Below are 25,714 nucleotides of genomic sequence, written 5' to 3' on the forward strand. Positions count from 1 at the left end.
AATGAAATGAACATCATTGAGTGTATGAATGCAACGAAGATTTATCAAAATGGCGTAGCTGGGGTCAAAGATGTTTCCCTTTCAATTAGAGAAGGAGAATTTCTTTATCTATTAGGATCGAGCGGCTCTGGTAAATCAACTCTTATCAATTTGTTGTCGTGTCAAGAAACCCTTTCAAAAGGGAAAGCAATCGTTTGTGGCTATGATCTCAGTAAGTTAAAGAAAAAAGATTTTTACAAAGTTCGTAGAGAAATCGGTGTTGTTTATCAAAACTACAAACTACTTCCGAACAAGACCATCTATGAAAATATTGCATTTATTTTAGAAAGTACGGATACTCCTCTTGATGAAATCGATAGTAAAATTCGCCGAGCGCTGACAATGGTAGAAATTGCTCACAAAGCCGATTATTATCCGCATGAACTCTCAGGTGGTGAGCAACAACGCGCAGCGATTGCACGAGCTTTTATCAATAATCCGCGTGTTCTCATCGCAGATGAGCCAACCGGCAATCTGGATCCAAGAACATCTATGGAGATTTTTCGCTTACTTCATCGCATTAACAAAAGCGGCACAACGGTCATACTCGCGACACATGATCAAAAAGTAATCATGAATTTTCAGTATCGGATTTTAACACTAGACAAAGGCCAGTTAATTTCGGATCAAGAACAAAAAGAAAGAGGATCTCTCCAGTATGATTTCCGAAAGAAAGCATACTATATTGTTTAAAATTGTTTAGCTGCCTGGATGGGATGAAAGGAATGAAGAAATTGGAGAGTATCGAATCAACCGGCTTTTTAGCTGTTATATTAGGCGGAAATCGCGGAGCCTATGGATTAGCCCAAGCATTTTATGAAGAATATGGCATCAAGTCGATTGTGGTTAGCCCTTATCAAACAGGACCAATCCTTCATTCAATGATTATCGATTATTATTCACAATCAAACATCATGAATATCGAACAGTTGATGAGTACCTTTCAGCAGATTGAAGCTGACTTTCCAAATTCGAAAAAGCTTCTTTTTGGCAGTGATGATTGTTATGTAGAACTATTAATCAATAAGCGCGAGCAGTTTTCGAATCAATGGATTGTACCCTATGTCGAAAAGGAAACCTATGAACAGGTAACGGATAAAAGTAGATTTTATGATTTATGTCATCAAATTGGAGTGCCTTATCCACGCACCTCTATTGTGAAAAAAGCAGAGCAAACGTTCTCGTTGACATTTCCAGTAATCATTAAGCCGGCTCAAACGCCGGATTTCCAAATTCTTTCATTTGAAGGAAAGCAGAAGGTATATATTTGTTACGATATGCAGGAAGCAAGCGAAAATATTTCCTTGATTTACCAGAACGGTTACCAGGGAGAGTTGATTGTGCAAGAATATATTCAGGGAGACGATCAGTCACTTGGTATTGTGACTGCATATGTTGCAAAAAAAGATCGGAAGTTGAAGTTGGTTTCTTTCGCGAATGTTTTAGTTGATGATCCCACCCCTTCCGCAATTGGAAATAGTTTAGCAGGTATTGTACGGAAAGAGCCAGCATTGATGGAATCAATTATAAAGATTGTAGAAGCATCTGACTTTTATGGTTTTGCGACATTTGATGTGAAGTACGATTCTGATCGAGGGAAATATGTCTTTTTTGAATTGAATGGCCGCTTAGGTTCCAGTAATTATTATGTAACGAGCGCAGGAAATAATGTTGCCAAGTATTATGTGGATGATTTTCTACTGAACCAGTCGATAGAAGGCACCAATAATGAAAAAGAAGTTCTTTATACGGTCCTGCCAAAGAAACTCTTACTACATATGATTTCCAATAAAGAAGATAAACAAAAAATAAAAACATTTTATCAAAATAAACAGGTTGTCCGTTTGCTATATGCATCTTACGAACACCATTTGAAAAGAAAGACTTATTTAATGGCTTCTGCTCTTAATTACTATAAAAAATTATTACTCTTTCCTTCATTAGAAAGAAAGTTTTTAAGTAATCAAGAAAAACATGTATTCAAAAGTAATTTAGCGCAAAGATTAGTAAAGCAAACAGATACAGATTCTCTTTTTCATAAACATAATCTCTAAAAAGGGGTGAGGCAAATGGTCTCATCCCTTTTTGTATGCAAAAACTACATTTATAGATTGATTTCATCGAGTGAACCTATCCCTTAACATTCACTAGATGGAATTAGAGACCATTCTCATCTAGTGAAGGTGGCAGAAACATTCTACTCGATGAAATTAAGGAGTAATCTCATCTAGTGAAAGAAAAATAACGTCTGACTAAATTTAAAAAACGTAAATCATGTCATTCACGGACTTCTTTATATAGAAGAGAAATGGAGAGGAGAAAAAAATGTTTATAAAGAACAGAACAAGGCCGGTGACGCTTCGAGTTATGGAGTCACTATTTTATCGGATGGATTTGTCAAAAGAAGGGAAAAAATATTACTACAATCAAATAAGTGGGCATGAGGGAGAATGCGAACTAGACTCTCATACAATAAAGTTTTCAAAACGCTATCCCGTTCTCAATGATTTGAATTTGGAACATAGAAAAAATGAATTTCAAATTGATGCGTTAATCATTAAAGATAACACGTTACATTTATACGAAGTGAAGAATTTCAAAGGGGATTTTTATTACGAAAATGGCAAACTGCGTTCTCATGCCAATTCTCATGTTGCAAATCCAACCGGGCAATCGGACCGTGCAGAATCTTTGTTATATAATCTCGTTCGTGAGTTGGGTTATCAGTATGACGTGAAGGAGAATATTGTATTTATTCACCCAAACTTTTTTATGTATAACGCGCCTTCTGATAAGAATTATTTGTTTTTATCTCAAATTGAGTCCCATCTTAACCAGGCATTTCCCTATGAAGAGATGGATTCTCATAGGGACTTCATTCGAGACCTTCTAGCGTTGAACAATCCGGATTATCGGGCCAAACAAATTCCGGAATATGACTATTCTGATTTGAGAAAAGGAATTTACTGCCCGGAGTGTTTTTCCTTTAACCATACACATAGCCGGCAAAATCGTATTTGTCTAGATTGTGGGAATAAGGAAGCAGTTGTTCAGGCAATTTATCGTAGTACGGAAGAGTTTAAACTTCTCTTTCCAGATAAAATGATTAAAACAAGCCAAATTTATGATTGGTGCAACCAAGTTTATTCACATCAAAGAGTATACAAAGCATTGAAAACAAGATATAAGAAAAATGGCAACACGAAAAGTGCTTGTTATGAGTAATAACATCGATTGAATATCGGTCGGCATGCTCACTGAATGAGATTAACCGGTAATTTCATCTAGTGGGCAGAAAATTCTCTTGTTACTAGATGAATAAGGGGAATAATCTCATCGAGTGAACCTCACAGACTCCCTTCACTAAATGAATAAAGTGAATAATCCAAGATGTCACAAGACACTGTGTTCAACTACTAAAAAAAGTTTGAAATGCAATGGTAAACGGTTGCATTTTCCAAATGAACAAGGTAGAATAAAGTTATCAAGGAACTTGTATAGACAAGTTCGAAGAAGGAGGAAAAAGAATATGGCAGACTTTAAGCAAGATGCCAAAGACTTGCTGAAACATATTGGTGGATCCGATAATATTTCAGCGGTTAGTCACTGTGCCACTCGTATGCGTTTTGTGTTGAATGATCCTGATAAGGCAGATGTGAAGAAGATTGAAGATATCCCTTCCGTTAAAGGAACATTTACACAAGCTGGTCAGTTTCAAGTAATTGTTGGTAACGAAGTTCCTACGTTTTATAACGAATTCACGAAGATTTCTGGAAAAGAAGGCGTATCGAAAGACGAAGCAAAATCAGCTGCGAAACAGAATCAAAACTGGATTCAGCGAGCTATGTCAGTATTGGCAGAAATTTTTAGTCCACTAATTCCGGCAATTGTTGTTGGGGGTCTTATTCTCGGTTTCCGTAATATATTAGAAGGAATTCAATTCGAATCACTTGGTCAACTGATGGTGGATGGTGCTCCAGCCTTTACGAATGCTGGTGAGCCAATCTATAATGCGATTGTCAATGTCAGTCAATTCTGGTCAGGGGTTAATAGTTTTCTTTGGTTAATCGGTGAAGCCATTTTCCACTTCTTACCAGTTGGTATTACATGGAGTGTCACGAAGAAAATGGGTACCACTCAAATTCTTGGTATTGTATTAGGGATTACGTTAGTATCTCCGCAATTATTAAATGCATATGGTGTAGCAGACGCAGCAGCAGCTGGGGAAATTCCATTTTGGGATTTTGGTTTCTTCCAAATTGACATGATCGGCTATCAAGCACAAGTACTTCCAGCTATGTTGGCAGGTTTTACCTTAGCCTATCTTGAAATTTGGCTACGGAAATGGATTCCACAAGCAATTTCGATGATTTTTGTTCCTTTATTTGCTTTACTTCCAACAGTTATTATTGCCCATACCATTTTAGGACCGATTGGTTGGACAGTCGGACAGTGGATTTCTAATGTGGTTTACGCAGGAATTACTGGAAGCTTCAGTTGGTTGTTTGGTTTAGTCTTCGGGGCGCTGTACTCACCACTTGTTATTACAGGACTGCATCATATGTCCAATGCGATCGATTTACAATTAACATCGGACTTTGGTGGAACACAGCTATGGCCGATGATTGCTTTGTCAAATATCGCTCAAGGATCTGCAGTTCTGGCAATTATCTTCATGCATAGAGGAAATAAGAAGGAAGAACAAGTTTCGATTCCAGCGATGATTTCTTGTTACTTAGGGGTAACAGAACCAGCGATGTTTGGTATTAACATCAAGTATATCTATCCATTTGTCGCTGCTATGATTGGGTCAGGTATCGCAGGCTTTGTTTCGGTACTTTCCGGGGTAACGGCAGCCTCTATCGGCGTAGGTGGTCTCCCTGGGTTCCTATCCATCCAATTTGAGCATTGGCCAATGTTCTTTGTAAGCATGGCGATTGCGATCGTTGTTCCTTTTGTACTCACCATGTTCTTTGAGAAAAGACAAATTTTAGTACCAAAAGGTGTTGTAGAAGACGCACCGGTTATTGAAACAGGTCAAAAATAAATAAAATTTCATTTGACAGGACAGAAGAAGAGCTTGCTCACTTTTGCCCTGTCTCGTTGTTAGAAGGAGGATATTATGGAGCATTTTAAAGAAAAAGTCATTTACCAGCTCTATCCAAAATCATTCAAGGATTCTGATGGGAATGGTATCGGAGATATTCGAGGGATTATTGAAAAGCTGCCGTATTTAGAAAAATTAGGAATCGATATGATTTGGATGAACCCTATTTTCCCATCGCCACAAAAGGATAACGGCTATGACGTGACGGATTATACAGCCATTGATCCATTATTTGGAACGATGGAAGAGTTAGAAGAGTTAATCAAAAAAGCAAAAGAGAGAAAGATTGAGCTCATGTTTGATATGGTATTTAACCATACATCGATTACCCACCAGTGGTTCCAAAGAGCGCTTGCAGGCGAAAAAGAGTTCGAAGATTATTATATTATCCGAGAGCCAAAAGAAGATGGCAGTCTGCCGACCAATTGGCAGTCAAAATTCGGAGGAGATGCGTGGGCTCCATTCGGCAAAACTGGAAAGTACTACTTATGTTTATATGATAAGACGCAAGCTGATCTAAACTGGCGCAACCTCGAAGTACGAGAAGAGTTGTACCAAGTCGTTCGCTTCTGGCTGGAAAAAGGGATTCGCGGCTTCCGCTTTGATGTATTAAATGTAATCGGGAAAGCAGAACAATTGGTAGATAGTGCAGGGGACAATGAAAAGAGTCTCTATACAGATACGTCAATCGTGCATGATTACGTACAAGAACTGAATCGTGAGAGCTTTGGACAATACGAAGATATCGTAACAGTTGGTGAAATGTCTTCGACTACGGTTGAAAATGGCATCTTGTATTCTGACCCAGCCCGCAACGAGCTGTCGATGATTTTTAGTTTCCATCATTTAAAGGTTGATTATGATCAAGGGGAAAAATGGACAGATGTGCCGTTTGATTTCATTGAATTGAAGCGAATTTTGGATGAATGGCAAGTAGGAATGTCGGATGGGAATGGTTGGAACGCATTGTTTTGGAATAACCATGACCAACCTCGTTCGAACAGCCGCTTTGGGGATCCGGACAACTATCCCTTCGAGACTGCAAGTATGCTCGCTCAAACCATCCATTTGCTGCGGGGAACTCCTTATATTTATCAAGGAGAAGAAATTGGGATGACCAATCCAGACTATAGTGATATCAACGAATACGTCGATGTAGAAACACATAATGCTTATGAAGCCCTGCGTCTAGCCGGCGAAACGCACGAGACTGCTATTCAAATTATCAAACAAAAATCTCGGGACAACAGCCGTACACCGATGCAATGGGATAATAGCTTGAATGCTGGTTTTACAACGGGGACTCCGTGGCTAAAAGTAGCCGATAATTATTCCCATTTAAATGTAGAAGAAGAATTAACAAACGGGAAAATATTCCCTTACTACCAAAAACTCATTCAACTACGAAAAGAGTTACCGATTATTGCAGATGGGTCGTATCAAGGAATTCTTTTGGATGATCCAGAGGTTTATGCCTATATCCGCGAAAAAGACGGAAAGAAATTGCTTGTATTAAACCATTTTTATGGGACAGATTACACTGTACAGATTCCAGAAGAATGGGTGGCAGAAGATGCGAAAGTGGTTATTGGTAACTATTCGGATGCAAAATTAACGGCTGAGATAAAGCTTCGACCGTATGAGACAGTGGCATTTTTGATTAAATAAAAATAGAGATTTTCTCCTATAAGTAGGGAGGAAATCTCTATTTTTTTAATACTTGCACTACTGCCTTTGTAAAACAACTTCAATTTCCTCTTCGACTGGTATTTGATCTTTTTCGTATGAAAAGCGCACATATATTTTCTTTCCATCTTCGATTCCGTTGTAATCAAACACTGTGCCGGCTAAATCGCCTTCCAGCGGATATTGCCTAGTATCGAGAAAATCATAGTGGCTTTCGCTTATTGTTTGGGAATAGAAAATTTCTTTATCTTCGTTATAAAGTTCAAAACCAGCAGATTTAATGGGCGTTAGCTCTTTGCTGCCTAGCGGTTTAATCCAAAATAGTTGGTAGGTAGGCTGGACATAAATCGATTCTCCATTCGAGATAAGCACGACATTTTCCAATGCAATATCTTTGGTTCGAGCATCAAAAGAGAAAACATCTAGTGTTTTTCCTCCAGAACAACCTGTTAAAAATAAAATTGTTGTCAATAATAGAATCACTTTCTTCAAATGCACAATCTCCTCACAAATTAATTTAGTGGATACTCAATACTGTTACCAAAGGAGTAGTAATTCTCTTCCTCGATACTGCCAATATAGCCATCGGATTGTACAAAAATAATGAGTTATCCGCCACTTTCTATATCGCTGATGTCATTTTTCGCCAGAAATCCTTGTGGAATTTCAAATAGAATTTCTAGCTCTTCTCCTGTTGGTATCGTTGCTCGATTGTCTTGAGGAAGAAGATAAAGTGGGTTCGGCGAATTAACCACACCGTCTCATGAATAGAAATAAAAAAATTAGCGTTTAAAAGATCCTGTTCCAAAGCGTTCTCAACCTTTATTTTGATAAAAGAATCTGTCTCGCTGTTCAATTGATAGTCTCCTGCTGAAATGGTTAGACTTTCCATATCATCAGCGGTTGTATACTGAGATGATTTTTCACAACCGTATATGAGGGCAAGGAGTGGAATAAAGAATAATAACTTTTTTCATCATTGTAAGCATTCCTTTCTTTCTCAGAAGGTTGATTTACTAAAAAACAAAAAAAATAGTTGAAACATACATTTTATGAAACCAATAAAATGTTATTTTGAAAACAGACTATAAAGTAACGAACTGCCATAATAAGCAATCAAAAATGGGGAAATGAGATAGAGTTGGAAAGGTATAAACAATGATGTTGATAAAAAGAATATCAGAATGGATGCAATAATCATAACTGATAGAATAATACGATAATTTTTTTCTTTTTTATACGCTAAACTGCGATACATAATGAGCAGCGTCAGTCCTTGAAGAATGACTTGTACTAAAATTGAAAGGTAATTCGGAAGTGGATTCATTGTCCGTAGTGTGTATTCGCTGATAGCCTCTGCAAAAAGAATATCTGTCCCCATCAATAAAACTGGTAAAAAAATAATTGAAAAAGCAGTTCGTTTGTTCATATTATACATTCCTTCCTTCAAAATCCTTATTAAGCGTTAACAGAGAAGAACAAATGAAATTATCTCATTAAATAGTCATTTGACTAGCACTTAACAGTGGCTTTTTTTCTTTGATAAGAGCGTGTAGATTCATAATTATATTTATTACAATCATTATGAGAATAAAAATTGTGAAAATGTCTGGGAATCATATATATTCGATCCTATTAACAAGTAAAATAGTAATATAAGAGAGCTCAGTCATTCTTCCTTGCATTGAGAATTTAATGAATGAGCGATGCTATTTAGAGATTTGGATATTTTAATTGGTAAGCTTCTAACTAATGTGTATCATTTCCTAATATAAGGACTATTTTTACTGAATAGCATCTCATATTTAAAGCCTCTTTTAAAGCACTTAACAGTTGCTTTTTGTTTTTTTATCAAAATAACTGTCACCTTTTGAGTGCTCCTATTTTATTTGCTCAATATATTTTTTAAGATGCTTTATTTTTCCAAAAAAATTACGATAAATGTTATACTATTTATAAACGGAAAATAGATATGATATGTATTCAATGTATAAAAATAGAATCTTTATTTTTGGCTTTGTGGAGGAGTAATGTAGTGGAAATTAAAGATAGATTGAAGGAAGCGAGAAAAAAGAAAGAATTTTCTCAGGCATATGTTGCTGACCAATTGAATATATCAAGACAATCAGTATCAAAATGGGAAACTGGAGCAAATACGCCAGATCATGCTAACTTGGTATTGTTATGTCAGTTATTTGATGTGACCTCAGATTATATTCTATATGGTAAGGAATCAATAGAAGAAAGCCAACAAGAAGCGGTTTATGAAAGAAATATTGAACTTCTGCAGAACGGATCTGAAGAACATGCTGAAAATTTCATGGGATTAGAAACTTCAGTCCAGAAAGCATTAAAAATAGAAAAAAGAAGTATGAAAGAAGAGGTCATGTTAGGTATCATTCTCGCTTTAATTAATGTCATCTTTTGGTTTTTGTCACCATTAGGTCTTATCGTTGCTCCGATAACGATAGTAAAAAGCAAAACAACAACAAGGTTATTTAAAATAATCATTATTGTTGTTTCAATTATTAGTATCTTTATTAGTTTATTTAGTTTGTATGGGCACTTGTCTGCTATTTTCCATTTTGGGGGTACTACAAGTGTAGAATATATGGGCCCTTAGTAGCTGATTATTAAAGAGCCACTAGAAATATTCGATCGTAAATAATGTTTTGACGTAAACATTCCTAGTTTCCAATCTAAATAATACGTCGCTTGCTTAGTATTATCAACTTTTAGACTCGTACTTGTAAAACTACCAGAAAGAACGGTTGCGCTAGGAGAGTAAGCTCTGGTAATGTTATTATTCGAGACAGTTATATAGTAATTGGCTTCCCAGATTCCAGATTTTGTTCCTGATATTCGGTAACTACCATTGGAGACCGCAAATAATGAAACGTTAGATGTGGGCAGAATCTCTTCAACTGTAATGATGACTTCTTCATGATTTTCATCAATCAAGGTGAAGCTTTGGGTTCCACCAACTTCTAAATCATAATAAGCAGCATTGTTATTTGTTTCTGAAGCAGATGCAAAATTAACAGGGATAAACCATAATAAAATAGTAAGGCTAAAGATTAAAAAGATAGTTTTCTTTTTTTCCATAATAAAAACTCCCATTCTATAAAAAAATCTTGTTAGTATTAGTATATATTAAATTATAGTATTTTTCTCCTTATTTTTGTGAAATTCATAACTTGTATAAAATTGCAACTATTTTATTAAGGAATTCCTTCTATTTTGTTAATTAGAAGACCGCACTTAATAAGTGCCCCCTAATGCAAACCAACAGGTGCTTTACAAGCGTTCAAATGATTGAGAAAATCATGGTAAGTAAGTGTTTTCTCATGAAAGTTATTTTTGGGAAGGGGAGGATTTTTTGAAAAGGGTTTTGCAAATCATTTTAGCTAGTCTGGTTTTATTAATGAGTTTCAGTTGCAGCAAAATAGAAGCCGTTAATCTTTCTGAATCCAGTTTGGCAAATTCAACCTATTTACAAAACGCTCCTTCCGGTGAAGCGAATCGAGAATATATCTTTTCGGAAGACACATTAAGAATCTGTGCGGTTGGTCATGAGAATCCAAATAACATTCCGAACAATCAAAGTCAAAATACGATTTCTGCAGAATACCCAAATATTAAAGTGGTTGAAACCGAAGATGAAATAGTCATTACAGGCGATCACAATCTTAAAATTGAGTTCACAAAAATCTCTGAAGATGAATTAGAGAACGAAGAAGGAAAAGTATTTATAAAAGTAGAAGATTAAAAGTTAGAAAAGGTCTTATCGTTATGTCCCTGGCCTCCTCCCAACTGCAATTATTATACAGGGGCATAACGATAGGACCTTTTTTAAAAATTATTATTTAGAAAATATACTCAATGACTTGATTTATTTTTACCATGTCTTGTTTAGGAACTCTTTCTACAAATTCTAAATCCCTAGCTTGAAAATCAAGAGATTTTAACTGGGAAATAATCACTTGCCCAGAAGTTTCTAAGTCCTCTGATAAAGTATATCTCGTCGGAAAATTTTTATTTGTAGAAGTAATCGAACAAACTATTGCGAACAATGTTGAGCGATTGAACTCATACCGGGAAACTACTAGTCTTGGTCTTCTTTTTTTGGATTTCTTTTCCTAAAGAAGGGTCAAAATAAATCGATACAATATCTCCTTTTCTAGGAATGTAGCTTTGTTTATCGGCCATTATAGCAATTCTCTCCCTTCAGGAGATAGATTATTCTATTCATCTGTTTCGTAAAAAACCCCTATTTCTTCCACGTTAAAAGTATCGTCCATTTTTGGAACTAATATAATAGTGCCATCATTTGAATATTCTACAATGTATTCTGTATTGGGAGTAGGTTTTTCTCCATTACTAGGAGGTAATGTGATAACAACGGAACTTCCTTGCATTCTTGTTTTTGAGGTAATCATAAGCTTACTCTTTTACACCATATTCTACACGCAACACTCGGTGTTGTAAAAAGACTTGTGCTTTTTTAATATTGTAAGTATCAAGAGACTTTATGAGAAAAGAATGCGAGGGCATCTACATAAATCATGAATAAAAACTGATAACAAATCGAAAGAAAAGTCGACCTATTGAACGTGCGTTCGTATAATTAAATATGTAAAGGTTCTCTTTTCTTACTAAGAGAAGTTAATGAAATGGAAAAGTATTTTTCTCAAAAAAATTTGAGAGTAAAATACGATGAGGAAGCCGTTTACGGCCTTTTTTTTACAACCGGAAAGAACATAAGTTCGCTTTTTTCGCAATAGAGGTTAATTTTTTGGACATTTTTCCCGTTTTATTAGTGTAAGCAAAAAGAGAATCGAGCAGAAAGGAGTGTGAGGAGGGTGCACACGAATCATACAAACAACCCTGACGATAAATCTATGCTTACAGAAAAGTCTGTCAACAGAAGGAGGGAATTGACGGAACATGATTGGCAGAAAGCTATGCGATTGCTAGGTTTACTTCGGCTAAAAGTAGAATATAAGCGGAAGGATCTTTTAGAAGATTCAAAAAAAATCCATAAAACAGAAGTTACCTTTCTTGATGAAATGGGAGGATCTCTTAAAGAGCAAGAGGTGGATTATCAAACATTTACTGCTGATTGGGAATTCTTATTGGAAGACGAGCATTTAATCAGCGCTCTATATAATATGACCGACCGTCAACAGGAAATCGTATGGAAGATGTTTGTGGAAGGAAAGTCTCAAGAAGAAGTAGCTGAAGATTTATCATTATCACCTGCTTCTATTTCTCAAACGAAAAAGAGAGCCTACAAATATCTCAGAGGAGTTTTGAAAAACGAGGAGGAATAACGTATGGATGACCAACTAGTGTATGCTTTCAAAGAAAAAAATTATGCCTATATCTTGAAGCGTCTTCAACCGCTTTTTTGGAAGAACTTGAGAGGAGTGGCTCTGCAGGATCAAGATGACTTTTTACAGGAATACTACCTGCTTTGTATCAAAATCGTAGCAGCCTGTTCCTTCCAGGAACCATGAAAGGAGTAGGAGGAGAATATGGAAGAATTAACCAAACTCATCGGCATTAGCCGTTTCGAGAAATGATTGAAAGATGTAATAAATGCAATGGAAACATTAGAAGTAGTAGTGAGGTAAACAAAAGGTAGAAGAGAAAAAAGAAGAGGAGAGAGTTAAATGGTAAACGAGAATATGAAAATTTCTCAAAGAGGAATAGATTTCATTAAAGGATTTGAAGGACTAAGACTTGAAGCATATACAGATGGTGCAGGAGTATGGACAATTGGTTATGGACATACTCAAGGAGTCTATCCAGGGATGGTTATTACAGAGGAAGAAGCGCTAACTTATCTTGAAGAAGATATCGATAGTCATACAGAGGGGATTTTTAATTTTATTACAGTGCCACTAAATCAAAGTCAGTTTGATGCTTTGGCAAGTTTTCATTTCAATTTAGGAGTGTATATACTAGAAGGCTCTGAACTTTTAGAACTAATTAACAACGAAAATTGGACAGCAGCTGCAGAGGAAATGAAAACTTACAATAAAGTCAATGGAGAAGTGGATCCTGGTATTGTCAGACGTCGCGAAGAGGAAGTGGAGATGTTTTTATCTGAATTAGAATCTCCCTCAGATCCCCCTACCATTCGTAAAAGAAAGAAATTAGCTCCTATTGTACTAGGCTATAACAGTTTTGGACGTGTTAATCAGAAAAACGGAATCACTATTCATCAAACAGGTAACCCAGCTCCTGGTGCTCATGCCCAAATGCATGCTAAATTGCAAATTGATAAAGTGGAAAATATGGATAAAGAAGATGACTATGATAAAGATGTAAGCTCATGGCATTGGCAAGTTGACGATTATGAAGCTGTTCAGTCTTTCGAACACGATGTATCCTGTTTTCATGCCTTGGATGGCACAGGTGATGGTAATATGCATACGATCGCTATTGAAGGGTGTATTAATTCGGATGGAAATTATACCGAAGCAGTTGAAAACATGGCTAAGTTGACGGCTCTCATAATGGAACAAGAAAGTTTAACCATTAGTGATGTTTACCAACACAACTATTGGGCTAGGGATAATAAAGATTGTCCAGCACAAATTAGGGCTGGACAAGAAGGGATAAAATGGGAGAGATTTCTTGAAATGGTTCAGGAATTTTCTGGAGTTGAAGGAGAGCTACCAGATAATGGTAGTTCAGATCCGGAACCCGGTACTGATACAGGTATTGAAAGTAAATATACTGAGTCAGGAATTTTTACTCCAAATGATACTATCTTAGTACGAGATATGCCGAGTATAAATGGGAACCATGTTGCCACTTACTCAAGTGGAGAATCGGTGACCTATCATACCGTCCATATTGGAAACGGCTATGTATGGCTTCAGTATCTGCGAGAGAATGGTCAACAAGGATACATCCCTTGTCGTGAATATAATAACGGTACATTTGGAGAATTATGGGGAACAATCGATGACATTTCTAGTGACAGTCCCACTCAAACAGGAATTATCAGAAAATATGTTGAATCAGGGATCTTTACGCCTGATGATACGATCTTAGTTCGAGATATCCCAAGTACTACGGGAAATCATATTGCGACATATCTAAGTGGAGAATCTGTACTTTATCACACTGTGCAGATTGGAAACGGGTATGTATGGCTTCAGTACTTGCGAGGGAATGGCCAACAAGGGTATATTCCCTGTCGCGAATACGATGGGAACTTCGGAGTACTGTGGGGAACGATCAGTGACGCTCCTAGTGGGAAACCAGTCCATACAGGAATTATCAAACAGTATGCTGAATCAGGTGTCTTTACACCAAACGATACAATTTTTGTTCGTGATATTCCAAGCACATCCGGGAATCACATTGCCACTTATGTAAGTGGAGAATCCTTGACTTACCATACTATTCATATGGGTAATGGCTATGTATGGCTACAATATTCACGTGGGAACGGTCAGCAAGGATATATTCCTTGCCGTGAAGTTAATGAAGAATTGGGAGAATTATGGGGTACAATCTCTGACAGGGAAGCGGGGAACTCTGAAATACCAGGAATCATTCGTCAATATACAGAATATGGAGTGTTTACTCCAAATGATACGATCTTAGTTCGAGATATTCCAAATGCAAGTGGGAATCACGTTGCCACTTACTTAAGCGGAGAATCGTTGATATATCACACAGTTCATATTGGCAATGGATATGTATGGCTTGAATATTTAGGAGAAAGTGGACAGAAACGATATATTCCTTGTCGAACTTATGACGGTAGTTTTGGGGAATTGTGGGGTACAATCAATGAGTAATAAAAACCATTAAAAAAATCTATTAGATTGAAGCAACCTGAAAACTAGGGATAGTTTCTTAGTTTCAGGCTGCTTTTTTGTAATAGAATCCATCATCCTATTTCAACTGTGGAGATAACAGTGAAATTATCATTTTGAATAATGTATTGTACAGCAGGTGAATCGGGATAAGAAGTATTATTCTCATATTTGTAGAGTTCAGTATACTCTTCGTTCCTTTTAATGAGTTTAATGTAAGTACCATCTATACCTCCAGTTTTTGTCCAATGTAAGACAATTCGATTCCCTTCTGAGTTTTCTAATTCCCATGCGCTCCGATCATAATTCTCCCAGTCAATATTTTTACTTAGTTCGTTATCAGTATTTTTGTACGTATTCTCGTAAAAATCAATTGCTTCATCCAGTGAGTCCCAAGTGCGAGAGGATATGTTCTCCGTATCTATAGTAACATAATCTATATTTCGGACAACATGTTTGGAAAGAGGTTCTTCTGGGTATGGAGTATTCGGTTCAAAGTAGGTAAGTGTTGTATATTCTTCTCCTTTGACAAATTCAATGTTTTGCCCTCCGTCTCCTCTACCAAGGTTTGGCTTAAAAAGGACAATCGTGTCCCCTTCATTCTGAACCAGTTCCCACATATCCCGCTCATAAAACTCACCGTTTAACTCAATTCCCGCTAATTCCTCTCCCTTTTCGGCAATCAATGTATTCTCATAAAAGTCAATCGCTTCATCCATGGAAGACCAGGTCAGATCCTCAGACGAAGATTCTTCCTCTATTGATTCAGAAGAAACAGATTCCTCAACCGAAGAAGTCTCACTGCTTTGAGAAGACTGGCTAGACTCTTCGCTTACTGAAGAGGAGGCAGAAGAGCTGGAGACTGAACTACTTGAATCATTATCGGACTGAGAAGGTGAGCAAGCTGTTAACATAGCTGCAGACACTGTTAAAAATAAGAAATGTTTTTTCATTTTTTTCTCCTCCTAAAAGAGTTGTTCCTTTTCTATCATTCTATTGATTAAATCGTAACATAAATATTTCTTTTAAAATAATGATAACTCTATCAGGAATAAAAAAACTGCATTTTCCTAAGAACATGAAACTGCAGTTTTTAGATTATTCTTCCTTATTTTTTTCTGATAGATCTATAAGTATTTTTAACAAATGATACTAATTTCCCATTTCTTCTGCAGGAACCACAACAAAGTCAATATTACGAACGATATACTGCTTGGTAGGCGCACCAGGGTAAGAAGCATTCCCATCATATTCAAGGATTTCCGTGTATTCTCTTCCTTTATAAAATTCAACGTAACTGCCACCTGCTCCTCCAATGTTTGTCCAGTGTAAGACAATATGATTTCCTTCTAATTCTTCTAGGCTCCAAGCGCTTCGGTCATAATTTTCCCAAGCAATGTCTTTGCTTATTTCGTTACTCGTATTTTTGTATGTATTTTCGTAAAATTCAACAGCTTCATCCATCGATTCCCAAGTAAGGGGAGAATCATCTTTATCTATGCGTACATAATCCTCATTGCGGTAGGTTTTTGTTTTTCCAGGTTGATCAGGATAAGGAGTATTGTATTTAAAGAAGGTAATCTCCGTATTTTCTTCTCCTTTGACAAATTCAATAGCGTTTCTTCCATCTCCTCTGCCAAGATTTGGTTTAAAAAGGACAATGGTATCTCCTTCATTCTGAACCAACTCCCACATATCCCGCTCATAAAACTCACCATTTAATCCAATTCCCGCTAATTCCTCTCCCTTTTCGGCAATCAATGTATTCTCATAAAAATCAATCGCTTCATCCATGGAAGACCACGTTAGTTCCTCAGACGAAGATTCTTCCTCTATTGGTTCAGAAGAAACAGATTCCTCAACCGAAGAAGACGCGTTGCTTTGAGAAGACTGTCTGGAGCTAGCTTCTTCACTTACTGAAGAAGAGACAGAAGATTGGCCATCGTTTGGCTGAGAAGAGGCGCAGGCGGTTAATATAGTTGCGGACATTGTTAAAAATAATAATTGTTTTTCCATTTTCTTCTCCTTTTATTAGCTTTAAAATTTCAGTATAAGACGTTTAGACGAAAAAAATCTCTATGTAATATAAAAGAAGATTATTAAAAAGATTTTAAACTGCATAGGTATCTACAATTATCCCGTCCTCATATACATGATAAATTCCTACCGTTCCACTACCGCCTTGAGCTTGGATGGACTTGGAGACTAGTTTTAGCTGATAATAATTTTCATCTTCATAGTAAACAGAATACTCCACTACGATATCATCATTGATACCGTATCTTCCTGTCTCTTTCATGTACTCAAAAGCATTTTCAGGAGTGAAGGGGTCAATAACTCCGCTTGAATTTGAGTCTTTCTTCTCCTTGTCTATGAGAATGTGATCCTCATTGCGGAAGACTTTTGTTGTACCGGGCTGCTCAGGGTAGGGAGTATCATTTTTAAAAAAGGTAATCTCTGTATAATCTTTTCTCTTAATAAATTCAACAGCTTGTCCTCCTTCTCTACCAATATTTGGTTTGAAAAGAACCATCGTGTCTCCTTCATTCTCAATCAATTCCCACCCATCCCGGTCATAAAACTTACTTTCCAAGTCGATACGTGCTTGTTCTTCTCCCAAATCAGCTCTCAGTGTATTTTCATAAAAATCAATAGCCTCGTCCATGGAAGACCAAGTCTGTTCTCTAGAGGAAGATTCTTCTATTGGTTCAGAAGAAACAGATTCCTCAACCGAAGAAGCCTCGCTGCTTTGAGAAGACTGACTGGAGCTAGACTCTTCAACTACTGAAGAAGAGACAGAAGATTGGTCATCGTTTGGCTGAGAAGAGGCGCAGGCGGTTAATATAGTTGCGGACATTGTTAAAAACAATAATTGTTTTTTCATTTTCTTCTCCTTTTATAATTGCTGACTGAATGAAATACCACTTATATTGATTCAATTATATCATAGTCGCTTTTGTTCACAAATTTTTACACTTCATAAGAAAATATGAGCGGAAGATACAAGCAGAAGTGCTAGAAAAATCCAAAGCTTATATAAATGAAAGAGGGGGCCGGGAAGAAACTCCAGCCCCTTGACTATACCCGAAAATTGTAGCGTAAACGTGCTCAAAAAGGCAGCCCCGACGTCCACTTCACGAATAATGCTCTGATGGTTTACAACCATCCTGCGCTTATTCGCTCCAGTGATTCGGGGCTAAACGCCTTTTTTCCCACTCTCCTCTAAAAAAGTTATATTTTCAGCATTTTACTTTCCAATGTAAATAATTACTTGCCTCTAAAAGTTTACTACTTTGGGTTATTTCTTCTAAAACTTTTAATATGATTGGAGAAGAATTTTCTTCATTCAACTCACTAATTTTTACCCAAATTGCCCCATCGGAATCGTTTTTTCCGTCGGCAACGATAGCTGGAATTTCTTTTTTCTTACCATCTGAGAACTCAATCGAATAAAGCACAAAAATATGGTGAACAGTGTCAGGACGTCCTGTTTCTTTTACAAAGGAATCATAGATTCGGTTATTTTGATAAGAGCTTATTTTACAGCCTGTTTCCTCTAAAACTTCTCTAAAAAGTGTTTCGGTTAAACTTTCCCCATTTTCTTGACTACCACCGGGTAAGTCAAAACGATTTTTGTAAGGACCTGCATTTTTTCTAATACATAATAATTTTTCATTCTTAAGCGCAACACCGTACACCCCAAAATGTGTTGAATATTTCGTCATTTTTTTCCTCCTCGAATCAATTCGTATCGAAGTTTTGTTATGATATAATTATTATAAGGTAAAGAAGTTGGTAGGAGGGATTGTTTTGAAAAAAAATCGTTTATTAGTGGTGGGGTTACTTGCGCTATTTGTGACAGGATGTACGAATACCGATCAGGATGCAGACTCGTCCTCCGAGGTAATGAGTTCAGAGGTTAATTCTGAAAGTAGTTCGGAAGAAAGTTCATCAATGCCAGAATCTGAGGAATCTAGTTCAGAAGAAGAAACAGCATCAATCGGAGATTATTTCCCGTTTATGGAGAGTATTTATTCCTCTTATTTAGGTGATGGCATCGAGTATTCGTCTTATGAATTGTATCCACAATATATCGAAGAGAATCGGATCCAATATGTAGAAAAAAATAGTGGTACGAACATCGTGACTGTTTTGGAATATACGGATGGCCAATTAGTAGAGAAATTTGTACGACCTGAAACCTATTTCCGCGAAAATATGTTAGATAAAACGAGCGAAAATGCGGGAAATATTTTATTGCAAGAACCGCTAGAAGTGGGCAATAACTGGGAAAATCCATCTGGCGGGACAGTCGAAATTACAGCTGTTGATGTAGATGTTGAGACGCCGCTTGGTGTATTTCCATCAATCGAAGTTACCACTACTGAAGAAAATTCCATCAATATTCGCTACTATTCAATCGGCGTTGGCTTAGTAAAAGAAGTTGCGACTGATACAGAAGGTAGTTATGAAGTGACCTCTACTTTAGAAGAACAGACGGAAGAAACACCGGAAGCAGCTACAATCAAAGTATTCTTCCCAGATGCAAATGCGATGGGCATTGAGACAGCAGATGTTAGCGTAGCATTCTTTACGAATGACGTGACTCGCGAAACAATGACAGAATTATTGAGACAAGTTCCTGATGTCGAATATGGACGTTTGATTCCGGAAGATGCATCGATTAACAGTATGTACTTAAATGAAGACGGCAGAGTCTATGTAGATTTCTCACAAGAATTGGTGGCAAACATGAATGCTGGTAGTTCAGGTGAATCACTACTCCTACAAGGAATTGTCAATACAATCGGAACTTACTATGGCGTAGAAGAAGTGGTCTTAACGATTGAAGGAGCACCATATGAATCGGGCCACTACTCCATGCAAGAAGACGAATCCTTCAAGGTAGATATGGAAGGCGTAGCAGAATAGGATAAATAAATGCGAAAAGGCGGACTGTAATGGTCCGTCTTTTTTTGATTAATCCAAGGAGGACTTGTCCGTTTTCCTAAAGAGTAATGCGCTATTATTGCCTAGGTGATTTTTAATAAAAAACTGATTTGAACGTTCGTCAGAAAAATAAGTTGCAATTTTTTTCTGTTTGGGTAAATAATAGAGCAACGAATGAGGGTTAGGAAGAAGGATGAACATGCGGATTTTATTAGCAGAAGATGAAAAAGAGCTGGCGCGGGCTGTTCAAGTCATTCTGGAGAAGCAAGACTATTTGGTAGATGTCGTTCATGACGGGCAAGATGCCTATGATTATGCAAATTTAACTGAATATGACGGTATGATTTTTGATATTATGATGCCAAAAATTTCTGGCGTGGAAGTAGTGAAGAAACTTCGGGAAGAAGGATCTCAATCACCAATTTTATTATTAACTGCAAAATCGGCTGTCGAAGACCGGATTGATGGATTAGACAGCGGAGCAGATGATTATTTAACTAAGCCATTTTCTATGGGAGAACTCCTTGCGCGCGTACGCGCGATGACCCGACGTAAATCGATTTTTGTCGCGGACATTCTTTCCTTTGGTGATTTGAAATTAGACCGTGAAACCAGAACATTGTCCTGTAAAGACAAGGAAGTAAAGTTGGCGAATAAAGAATTCCAAATTATGGAACTATTGATTGAGAATCCGCACCGCCTCTTTTCGGCGGACCAGTTATTAGAAAAAATTTGGGGATTCGAATCGGATGTGGAAATGAACAGTATTTGGGTTCACATTAGTAACATGCGTAAAAAATTAGCGCTACTGCAGTCATCGGTTCGCATCGTTGCAACTCGTGGAGCAGGATATTCTCTGGAGGAAGGCAATGATTGAGAAGCTGCGATATAAATTTATTATTATCACAATGGGCTCTGTGTTTTTTGTGATGGCAGGAATTTTGCTGGCGTTGAATGGCTTCAACTATATCCATGCTCGTAATCGAGCGGATGAAGTATTAGAAGTTTTAGCAGAAAATGACGGTAGCTTCCCCCAATTGGAAGGACCCAGAAACAACTTTGGTCCAGGCAATGCAATTAATTCAGAGACACCATTCGAGACTCGTTTTTTTAAGGTGATCGCAAATGAAGAAGGAGAAATTCTTCAGATTGATACAAGCAGGGTTCGTTCCGTTGACTCCGAGCTAGCCCAATCTTATGGAGAAGCAGTACTTACAGGGGATAAAGAAAAAGGTTACCTGGATGATTTCCGCTATTGGAAGGTCATGCAAGAAGAGGGAACACAATTGCTTTTGTTTGTAGATAATTACCGAGAACTGGAAACTTTCCGATCTTTTTTGAGGAATTCTATTTTTATTGGCATAGCCAGTTTGATCATGATTTTGTTGTTGGTTGTTTTCTTTTCTAAAAAAATCGTTGCGCCTGTTCAAGAAAATCTGGATAAACAGAAGCGATTCATTACAGATGCAGGGCATGAAATCAAGACGCCACTATCGATTATTTCAGCGAATAATGATGTACAAGAATTGATAGACGGACAAAGTGAATGGACCCAAAGTACCCGAAATCAAATCGTGCGCCTTAATCGTCTAGTAGAAGAGATGTTGAGCCTTGCTCGTATGGAGGAAGGATCGTTTATACAAAAGATGGAAAGCATCGAGCTGAGTAAAGTTGTACGAGAAGAGATCACTCCTTTTCAACTGCTTTGTGAGCAAGAGGGGATTTCATTTTCTACATCGATTGAAGAATCTATTGTCATTCAAGGAGAGAAGGAATCTCTGCGAAAAGTTTGTTCGATTCTGTTGGACAATGCACAGAAGTATGTAACTGAAAAAGGAATGATTCAAGTAGAATTGAAAAAAGAAAAGAAAAAGGTAGTTCTATCTGTTTCGAATTCTGTTGATTCACTGCCAGAGAAACTAGATCGATTATTTGACCGTTTTTACCGAGAAAGCGAGTCACGCAATCAACGTGTGGGCGGTTATGGAATTGGTCTATCTCTTGCACAAGCAATTGTTGGACAACACGGGGGATCCATTGAAGCATCTTCCCCATCTTCAAATCAGATTCAGTTTGACGTACGATTTCCTTTATAAAATCCATAAGGCAGTTTAGTTCAGCTGCTTTGTGGGTTTTTTTGTTTGCAGAAAAAAAGTGGGAATTCCTGATTTCATCTAGTGAGCGAGTCATTTTGATTGGACTAGATGAAAATAATCATTGATCTCATCCAGTGACAGTTTTGAGAAGACACCACTGGAAGAGATTCGACTTGAATTTCATTCAGTGGACTTAAAAAATCGGTTCACTAGATGAAATTATACGTACGATCAAAAAAACATTGAAACTTAAGGTTGATTTTAGGTTGTGGAAGTATAGTAAAGCTACTCAAAGATGAAGGGAATGAAAGAAATGGGGAATTATCAAAAAATCTTTGAAAGAAAAGAAGTCAAATACTTGCTTAGCTATAAACAGTGGGAAAGTCTATTAAAACAGATGGAACCATTCATGAAGCTCGATGAATATGGAAAACATTTAATCTCAAATATCTACTATGATACGAATACTTGGTACTTGGCTCGGCATTCCATGTCGAAACCAACCTACAAAGAAAAAGTTCGGGTGCGCAGTTACGGTGTGCCGCAAATGAATGAAGCTGTCTTTCTTGAATTGAAGAAAAAATACAAAGGGATTGTCTATAAAAGGCGGACGAGTATGCCACTAAATCGAACAGAACGGTTTTTAAGTCATGAGAAGATCAGTCTTCTAACAGAGTCAAATCAAATCCTGAAAGAATTTCAATATGTGATGGCTTGCTATCCAGATTTGAAGCCAGCCATGTATATTTCTTACGAACGTCTAGCCTATCTTGGAAAAGAAGATCCAAATGTACGAATGACATTCGATCAAAATATTCTTTACAGGACTTATGACTTATCGCTTGCACAAGGCTCTTATGGGAAAGAAATTTTGCCGGAAGAGAAGTTATTGATGGAAATAAAGATTAGCGGCGGCATGCCGCTTTGGCTGGTAAATGCGTTGACAGATTTAGCTATTTATCCAGCGAAATTTTCTAAATTTTCGACAGGATATGAGGATTATCTACAGACACAAGCAAAAGAAAAAACAGAAAAAGAGGTATATAGTGCATGAATGGATTATTTAACAGCTTATTAGTAGAGAGTACAGCCGCTTTTTCGTTGATAGATTTTTTAATGTGCACAGTCGCAAGTTTATTTTTGGGATGGATGATTGCATGGAGTTACATGAAAACAAATCAATATAACAAAGGCTTTGTCATTACCTTGTTTGTTTTACCTTCCATCGTGCAGATGGTCATCTTGTTAGTCAGCGGTAGCGTCGGCACTGGGGTAGCAGCTTTAGGAGCATTCAGTTTGGTGCGCTTCCGTTCGATTCCGGGAACTGCCAAAGAGATTAGCAGCATTTTCTTGGCAATGGCGGTGGGGCTTGCGACAGGTACCGGCTATGTGGGAATCGCCATTTTATTTACAGTCATGGTCTGTGCGACGATGCTGGTGCTAAACGGGTCATCCTTTGCGGAAAAAGGCGCAGGCGAGCGCTTCTTACGCATTACTATTCCAGAAAATTTGGATTATACGAATGTATTTGATGAGGTATTCGAAGAATATTTAACGAAAAATGAGTTAATAAGCGTAAGAACAACGAATATGGGTAGTTTATTTCGTGTTGAATATCAGGTTGAAATGAAGGATGCAAAAAACGAAAAACAATTGATTGATGCTTTGCGTACGCGAAATGGGAATTTGGAAATTAGCTGCAGCCGGTCACTAGAAGGGAAAGAAGTTTTATGACAAAAAAATGGAATCAACTCATAAGAGGGATAACAGCAGTCTTTTTAACAGGTTTTTTAGCAGCTTGTACAGCAAAAACTGGAGCAGCAGAGTCAGCTTCTTCAGAAACTAGCGGTGAAGTTTCCGAAATGACATCAACTGAAGAAATCGTTAGTGAAGGAACCTCACAGAGTTCGGGAGAATATGACTTGACGTTTAGTTCTTCAGATTTGGAAACGGGCTATGAAGAAGAAAGCGTGACGACTATTCAACTCGGAGATGGGAACAGTTCTATAGATGGGGAAGGAGCAGCGGTTGAGGATGATATTATCACCATTACAGCAGGTGGAGATTACTTGATTGAAGGAACTTTGAGCGATGGTCAAGTAGTAGTTTCTGTGGCAGATACGGAGAAAGTGCATATTATTTTAAATGGAGTTGATATGACATCGTCAACGAGTGCGCCTATTTCAATAACAGAAGCAGACAAAGTTTGGATTACCTTAAACGAAGGAAGTGAAAATTATTTGACTGATGCAGAAGGGAGTACCGACACAATTGGTAGTGGGGAAGATAGCAGTACGATAGATGGTACTATTTACAGTAAGGCAGACCTTGCTTTCAATGGAGCGGGCGAATTAACGATTCAAGCCAATACAAAACATGGCATTGTTTCGAAAGATGATCTCATTATTACAAGCGGTACCTACAATATTACTGCTAATGGACAAGGACTTTCTGGGAAAGATGCAGTAAAAATCAAAGAAGGAACCTTCACTTTGACGACCCAAAAAGATGCGATTCAATCGGATAATGCAGAAGATGCAGGACGTGGATTTGTATACATTGAGTCCGGTACATTCTTTATCGAAAGCCAAGGAGATGCCATTCAGGCGGAGACTCTGCTTCAAGTAACCGGCGGGACTTTTGAAGTTGTAACGGCTGGCGGAAGTGAAAATGGAGTCGACCATACAGAAACAATGGGTCCATTTGATAATTTTGAAACAAATACAGAAGAGACTGAAACAGAAGAGACACCTAGCACGAAAGGACTAAAAGCGGGAAATGAACTCATTATCAATGGTGGTGAATTTGTTTTTGATACAGCTGATGATAGTATTCACTCAAATGGAACAATTACGTTATCGGGTGGGAGTATTATTGCCGATACAGGAGATGACGGGATTCATGCAGATAGCGATCTGTTGCTGAATAGGGCAGATATTACGATTATTAATAGTTACGAAGGGATTGAAGGAAGTACCATTACCGTAGATGCGGGAAATATCCAAGTAACGGCAAGCGATGACGGCTTTAATGTTGCAGGGGGAAATGACGGTTCATCCTTGGATCGACCAGGAGCAAATCCATTTGAATCAAATGACGAAAACCAACTGATCATCAATGGCGGTACAATTGTTGTGGATGCACAAGGAGATGGTTTGGATTCGAACGGGACAACGACCATCAACGGTGGCGATATTATTGTAAGTGGACCGGAAAACTCAGGAAATGGAACCCTTGATTCAGGCGGCGGCACGACGATTAAAGGTGGTACAATTGTAGGAGCAGGAAGTAGCGGCATGGCAGAAGGCTTTGCAAGTGATTCGACACAAGCGAATGTATTGTATAACTTAGATAGTACCTATGCTGCTGGAACTCTAGTCGAAGTGAAAAGCACAGATGGCACGGTCCTTCTATCATGGACGGCAGCGAAGAGTTTCTCTTCCTTAATTTTCAGTTCTGAAGATTTGGTAGTCGGGGAAACGTATGTCATTGCAATCGACGGTACGGAAATAGAGTTAACGCTGGAAGATATGGTTACTTCAAACGGAAGTGGCATGGGTATGGGCGGCATGCAACCGGGTGGTATGAACGGCATGCCGGGAGGACAAGGCGGCAGACCAGATGAAGGAATGCCGGAATATTTTAACGAATAAAGAATGAGAGAGGTTGAGACGAAAATTGTCTCAACCTTTATTTCTCCCACATTTTAACGTTTTATTGTATAAATAAAATTTTAGCTCTTTAAAAGTGACAAAATTATTAACAAAAAAGCAGAAAGCAACTTTTAAGTTCTTTTCAACGGATACTAATTACAGGATAATATTAGTAGAGGTAGAGAATTATACACTTTATAGCCTATTTAAATTTATTAGATAGTAGTTGTAAGTAGTATAAAAGGAGGGTAGGTACTGATATCTACTTTATAATTATTGAGTTAGGAAATGATTTGATTAAGGTTTCTCTAATAAGCACGTAATTTTGTAAAAAAATTTTGA

The 25,714-nt window shown here is 37.5% G+C and carries 25 protein-coding genes and 1 pseudogene; 16 read left to right on the forward strand and 10 right to left on the reverse strand.

Annotation, left to right across the window (positions count from 1 at the left end; genetic code table 11):
- Nucleotides 1-6 precede the first annotated feature (6 nt).
- From EJN90_RS06345 to treC, 5 genes are all read left to right on the forward strand, one after another.
- Nucleotides 7-732 (forward strand): cell division ATP-binding protein FtsE, encoded by a 726-nt coding sequence (locus EJN90_RS06345; protein WP_227872597.1) that lies wholly within the window; start codon nt 7-9, stop codon nt 730-732.
- A gap of 32 nt (nt 733-764) precedes the next feature.
- On the forward strand, nt 765-2,093 hold the full coding sequence (locus EJN90_RS06350) for a carboxylate--amine ligase (RefSeq protein ID WP_126109558.1): 1,329 nt from the start codon (nt 765-767) through the stop codon (nt 2,091-2,093).
- A 271-nt stretch (nt 2,094-2,364) separates the two neighbouring features.
- The gene (locus tag EJN90_RS06355; RefSeq protein ID WP_126109560.1) at nt 2,365-3,264 is read left to right on the forward strand and encodes a nuclease-related domain-containing protein; all 900 of its coding nucleotides are present in this window, start codon (nt 2,365-2,367) and stop codon (nt 3,262-3,264) included.
- A gap of 304 nt (nt 3,265-3,568) precedes the next feature.
- Nucleotides 3,569-5,086 carry a PTS system trehalose-specific EIIBC component gene (gene treP, locus EJN90_RS06360; RefSeq protein ID WP_126109562.1) on the forward strand — a complete coding sequence of 506 codons (1,518 nt, stop codon included), beginning with the start codon at nt 3,569-3,571 and terminating at the stop codon, nt 5,084-5,086.
- Between the two features lie 75 nt (nt 5,087-5,161).
- A complete protein-coding gene (gene treC, locus EJN90_RS06365) occupies nt 5,162-6,814 on the forward strand; it encodes an alpha,alpha-phosphotrehalase (RefSeq protein ID WP_126109564.1) in 1,653 nt (550 codons plus the stop codon).
- A 57-nt stretch (nt 6,815-6,871) separates the two neighbouring features.
- Here treC and EJN90_RS06370 read toward each other — a convergent pair whose 3' ends face one another.
- The 3 genes from EJN90_RS06370 to EJN90_RS06375 all read right to left on the reverse strand — a co-directional run bounded on the left by EJN90_RS06370 (nt 6,872) and on the right by EJN90_RS06375 (nt 8,261).
- Nucleotides 6,872-7,324, reverse strand: a complete 453-nt coding sequence (locus EJN90_RS06370) for a lipoprotein (protein ID WP_126109565.1) — start codon at nt 7,322-7,324, stop codon at nt 6,872-6,874.
- Nucleotides 7,325-7,440: 116 nt separating this feature from the next.
- Nucleotides 7,441-7,587, reverse strand: coding sequence for a hypothetical protein (locus tag EJN90_RS13870; RefSeq protein ID WP_164544023.1), 147 nt, complete (start codon nt 7,585-7,587; stop codon nt 7,441-7,443).
- 314 nt (nt 7,588-7,901) lie between these two features.
- A complete protein-coding gene (locus EJN90_RS06375; RefSeq protein ID WP_126109567.1) occupies nt 7,902-8,261 on the reverse strand; it encodes a hypothetical protein in 360 nt (119 codons plus the stop codon).
- A 606-nt stretch (nt 8,262-8,867) separates the two neighbouring features.
- Between EJN90_RS06375 and EJN90_RS06380 the strand changes: the two genes are divergently transcribed.
- A complete protein-coding gene (locus EJN90_RS06380; RefSeq protein WP_164544024.1) occupies nt 8,868-9,455 on the forward strand; it encodes a helix-turn-helix domain-containing protein in 588 nt (195 codons plus the stop codon).
- On the opposite strand, the gene EJN90_RS06385 is transcribed toward EJN90_RS06380, so the two are convergent.
- On the reverse strand, nt 9,452-9,937 hold the full coding sequence (locus EJN90_RS06385) for a DUF5626 family protein (RefSeq protein ID WP_126109571.1): 486 nt from the start codon (nt 9,935-9,937) through the stop codon (nt 9,452-9,454). The genes EJN90_RS06380 and EJN90_RS06385 overlap by 4 nt on opposite strands.
- A 274-nt stretch (nt 9,938-10,211) precedes the next feature.
- On the opposite strand from EJN90_RS06385, the gene EJN90_RS06390 reads away from it, so the two are divergent.
- The gene (locus EJN90_RS06390) at nt 10,212-10,601 is read left to right on the forward strand and encodes a hypothetical protein (protein WP_126109573.1); all 390 of its coding nucleotides are present in this window, start codon (nt 10,212-10,214) and stop codon (nt 10,599-10,601) included.
- A 97-nt stretch (nt 10,602-10,698) separates the two neighbouring features.
- Here the strand turns inward: EJN90_RS06390 and EJN90_RS06395 are convergent.
- Both EJN90_RS06395 and mazE read right to left on the reverse strand, forming a co-directional pair.
- Nucleotides 10,699-11,041 (reverse strand): annotated as a pseudogene (locus tag EJN90_RS06395) (type II toxin-antitoxin system PemK/MazF family toxin).
- Between the two features lie 35 nt (nt 11,042-11,076).
- Entirely contained in the window at nt 11,077-11,271 is a 195-nt protein-coding gene (gene mazE, locus EJN90_RS06400; RefSeq protein WP_126109575.1) for a type II toxin-antitoxin system PemI/MazE family antitoxin, read from the reverse strand.
- A gap of 423 nt (nt 11,272-11,694) precedes the next feature.
- Here mazE and EJN90_RS06405 point away from each other — a divergent pair, with 423 nt between their 5' ends.
- From EJN90_RS06405 to EJN90_RS06415, 3 genes are all read left to right on the forward strand, one after another.
- Nucleotides 11,695-12,165, forward strand: a complete 471-nt coding sequence (locus EJN90_RS06405; protein ID WP_126109577.1) for an RNA polymerase sigma factor — start codon at nt 11,695-11,697, stop codon at nt 12,163-12,165.
- Nucleotides 12,166-12,168: 3 nt separating this feature from the next.
- Nucleotides 12,169-12,351: a hypothetical protein gene (locus EJN90_RS06410; RefSeq protein WP_126109579.1), complete on the forward strand. Its 183-nt coding sequence runs from the start codon at nt 12,169-12,171 to the stop codon at nt 12,349-12,351.
- A 156-nt stretch (nt 12,352-12,507) separates the two neighbouring features.
- Entirely contained in the window at nt 12,508-14,655 is a 2,148-nt protein-coding gene (locus EJN90_RS06415) for a glycoside hydrolase family protein (RefSeq protein ID WP_126109581.1), read from the forward strand.
- 92 nt (nt 14,656-14,747) lie between these two features.
- Here the strand turns inward: EJN90_RS06415 and EJN90_RS06420 are convergent, their stop codons facing one another.
- From EJN90_RS06420 to EJN90_RS06435, 4 genes are all read right to left on the reverse strand, one after another.
- The gene (locus EJN90_RS06420) at nt 14,748-15,626 is read right to left on the reverse strand and encodes a hypothetical protein (protein ID WP_126109583.1); all 879 of its coding nucleotides are present in this window, start codon (nt 15,624-15,626) and stop codon (nt 14,748-14,750) included.
- Nucleotides 15,627-15,825: 199 nt separating this feature from the next.
- Nucleotides 15,826-16,689, reverse strand: a complete 864-nt coding sequence (locus EJN90_RS06425) for a hypothetical protein (RefSeq protein ID WP_126109585.1) — start codon at nt 16,687-16,689, stop codon at nt 15,826-15,828.
- A gap of 94 nt (nt 16,690-16,783) precedes the next feature.
- Nucleotides 16,784-17,557, reverse strand: a complete 774-nt coding sequence (locus tag EJN90_RS06430; RefSeq protein ID WP_126109587.1) for a hypothetical protein — start codon at nt 17,555-17,557, stop codon at nt 16,784-16,786.
- A 355-nt stretch (nt 17,558-17,912) separates the two neighbouring features.
- The gene (locus EJN90_RS06435) at nt 17,913-18,398 is read right to left on the reverse strand and encodes an NUDIX hydrolase (protein ID WP_126109589.1); all 486 of its coding nucleotides are present in this window, start codon (nt 18,396-18,398) and stop codon (nt 17,913-17,915) included.
- A gap of 85 nt (nt 18,399-18,483) precedes the next feature.
- Here EJN90_RS06435 and EJN90_RS06440 point away from each other — a divergent pair, with 85 nt between their 5' ends.
- The 6 genes from EJN90_RS06440 to EJN90_RS06465 all read left to right on the forward strand — a co-directional run bounded on the left by EJN90_RS06440 (nt 18,484) and on the right by EJN90_RS06465 (nt 25,372).
- Nucleotides 18,484-19,605, forward strand: coding sequence for a GerMN domain-containing protein (locus EJN90_RS06440; RefSeq protein WP_126109592.1), 1,122 nt, complete (start codon nt 18,484-18,486; stop codon nt 19,603-19,605).
- Between the two features lie 217 nt (nt 19,606-19,822).
- On the forward strand, nt 19,823-20,500 hold the full coding sequence (locus EJN90_RS06445) for a response regulator transcription factor (RefSeq protein ID WP_126109594.1): 678 nt from the start codon (nt 19,823-19,825) through the stop codon (nt 20,498-20,500).
- The gene (locus tag EJN90_RS06450) at nt 20,493-21,719 is read left to right on the forward strand and encodes a sensor histidine kinase (RefSeq protein ID WP_126109596.1); all 1,227 of its coding nucleotides are present in this window, start codon (nt 20,493-20,495) and stop codon (nt 21,717-21,719) included. The genes EJN90_RS06445 and EJN90_RS06450 overlap by 8 nt, the downstream gene beginning before the upstream one ends.
- Before the next feature lie 304 nt (nt 21,720-22,023).
- Entirely contained in the window at nt 22,024-22,773 is a 750-nt protein-coding gene (locus tag EJN90_RS06455; protein WP_164544025.1) for a polyphosphate polymerase domain-containing protein, read from the forward strand.
- The gene (locus EJN90_RS06460) at nt 22,770-23,453 is read left to right on the forward strand and encodes a DUF4956 domain-containing protein (RefSeq protein ID WP_126109600.1); all 684 of its coding nucleotides are present in this window, start codon (nt 22,770-22,772) and stop codon (nt 23,451-23,453) included. Before EJN90_RS06455 ends, EJN90_RS06460 begins: the two co-directional genes overlap by 4 nt.
- Nucleotides 23,450-25,372, forward strand: a complete 1,923-nt coding sequence (locus EJN90_RS06465) for a carbohydrate-binding domain-containing protein (protein WP_126109602.1) — start codon at nt 23,450-23,452, stop codon at nt 25,370-25,372. The genes EJN90_RS06460 and EJN90_RS06465 overlap by 4 nt, the downstream gene beginning before the upstream one ends.
- The last annotated feature ends 342 nt before the right edge of the window (nt 25,373-25,714 follow it).

Source organism: Jeotgalibaca ciconiae (assembly GCF_003955755.1).
In the GTDB taxonomy this organism is placed as follows: Bacteria; Bacillota; Bacilli; order Lactobacillales; family Aerococcaceae; genus Jeotgalibaca; species Jeotgalibaca ciconiae.

Coding starts and splice junctions, on each gene's coding strand:
- EJN90_RS06350 (WP_126109558.1), top strand. CDS start 765: ATGAAGAAATTGGAGAGTATCGAATCAACCGGCTTTTTAGCTGTTATA.
- EJN90_RS06420 (WP_126109583.1), bottom strand. CDS start 15,626: ATGAAAAAACATTTCTTATTTTTAACAGTGTCTGCAGCTATGTTAACA.
- EJN90_RS06450 (WP_126109596.1), top strand. CDS start 20,493: ATGATTGAGAAGCTGCGATATAAATTTATTATTATCACAATGGGCTCT.
- EJN90_RS06355 (WP_126109560.1), top strand. CDS start 2,365: ATGTTTATAAAGAACAGAACAAGGCCGGTGACGCTTCGAGTTATGGAG.
- EJN90_RS06410 (WP_126109579.1), top strand. CDS start 12,169: ATGGATGACCAACTAGTGTATGCTTTCAAAGAAAAAAATTATGCCTAT.
- EJN90_RS06445 (WP_126109594.1), top strand. CDS start 19,823: ATGCGGATTTTATTAGCAGAAGATGAAAAAGAGCTGGCGCGGGCTGTT.
- EJN90_RS06460 (WP_126109600.1), top strand. CDS start 22,770: ATGAATGGATTATTTAACAGCTTATTAGTAGAGAGTACAGCCGCTTTT.
- EJN90_RS06430 (WP_126109587.1), bottom strand. CDS start 17,557: ATGAAAAAACAATTATTGTTTTTAACAATGTCCGCAACTATATTAACC.
- mazE (WP_126109575.1), bottom strand. CDS start 11,271: ATGATTACCTCAAAAACAAGAATGCAAGGAAGTTCCGTTGTTATCACA.
- EJN90_RS06345 (WP_227872597.1), top strand. CDS start 7: ATGAACATCATTGAGTGTATGAATGCAACGAAGATTTATCAAAATGGC.
- EJN90_RS06425 (WP_126109585.1), bottom strand. CDS start 16,689: ATGGAAAAACAATTATTATTTTTAACAATGTCCGCAACTATATTAACC.
- EJN90_RS06455 (WP_164544025.1), top strand. CDS start 22,024: ATGAAAGAAATGGGGAATTATCAAAAAATCTTTGAAAGAAAAGAAGTC.
- EJN90_RS06465 (WP_126109602.1), top strand. CDS start 23,450: ATGACAAAAAAATGGAATCAACTCATAAGAGGGATAACAGCAGTCTTT.
- treC (WP_126109564.1), top strand. CDS start 5,162: ATGGAGCATTTTAAAGAAAAAGTCATTTACCAGCTCTATCCAAAATCA.
- EJN90_RS06385 (WP_126109571.1), bottom strand. CDS start 9,937: ATGGAAAAAAAGAAAACTATCTTTTTAATCTTTAGCCTTACTATTTTA.
- EJN90_RS06435 (WP_126109589.1), bottom strand. CDS start 18,398: ATGACGAAATATTCAACACATTTTGGGGTGTACGGTGTTGCGCTTAAG.
- EJN90_RS06375 (WP_126109567.1), bottom strand. CDS start 8,261: ATGAACAAACGAACTGCTTTTTCAATTATTTTTTTACCAGTTTTATTG.
- EJN90_RS06415 (WP_126109581.1), top strand. CDS start 12,508: ATGGTAAACGAGAATATGAAAATTTCTCAAAGAGGAATAGATTTCATT.
- treP (WP_126109562.1), top strand. CDS start 3,569: ATGGCAGACTTTAAGCAAGATGCCAAAGACTTGCTGAAACATATTGGT.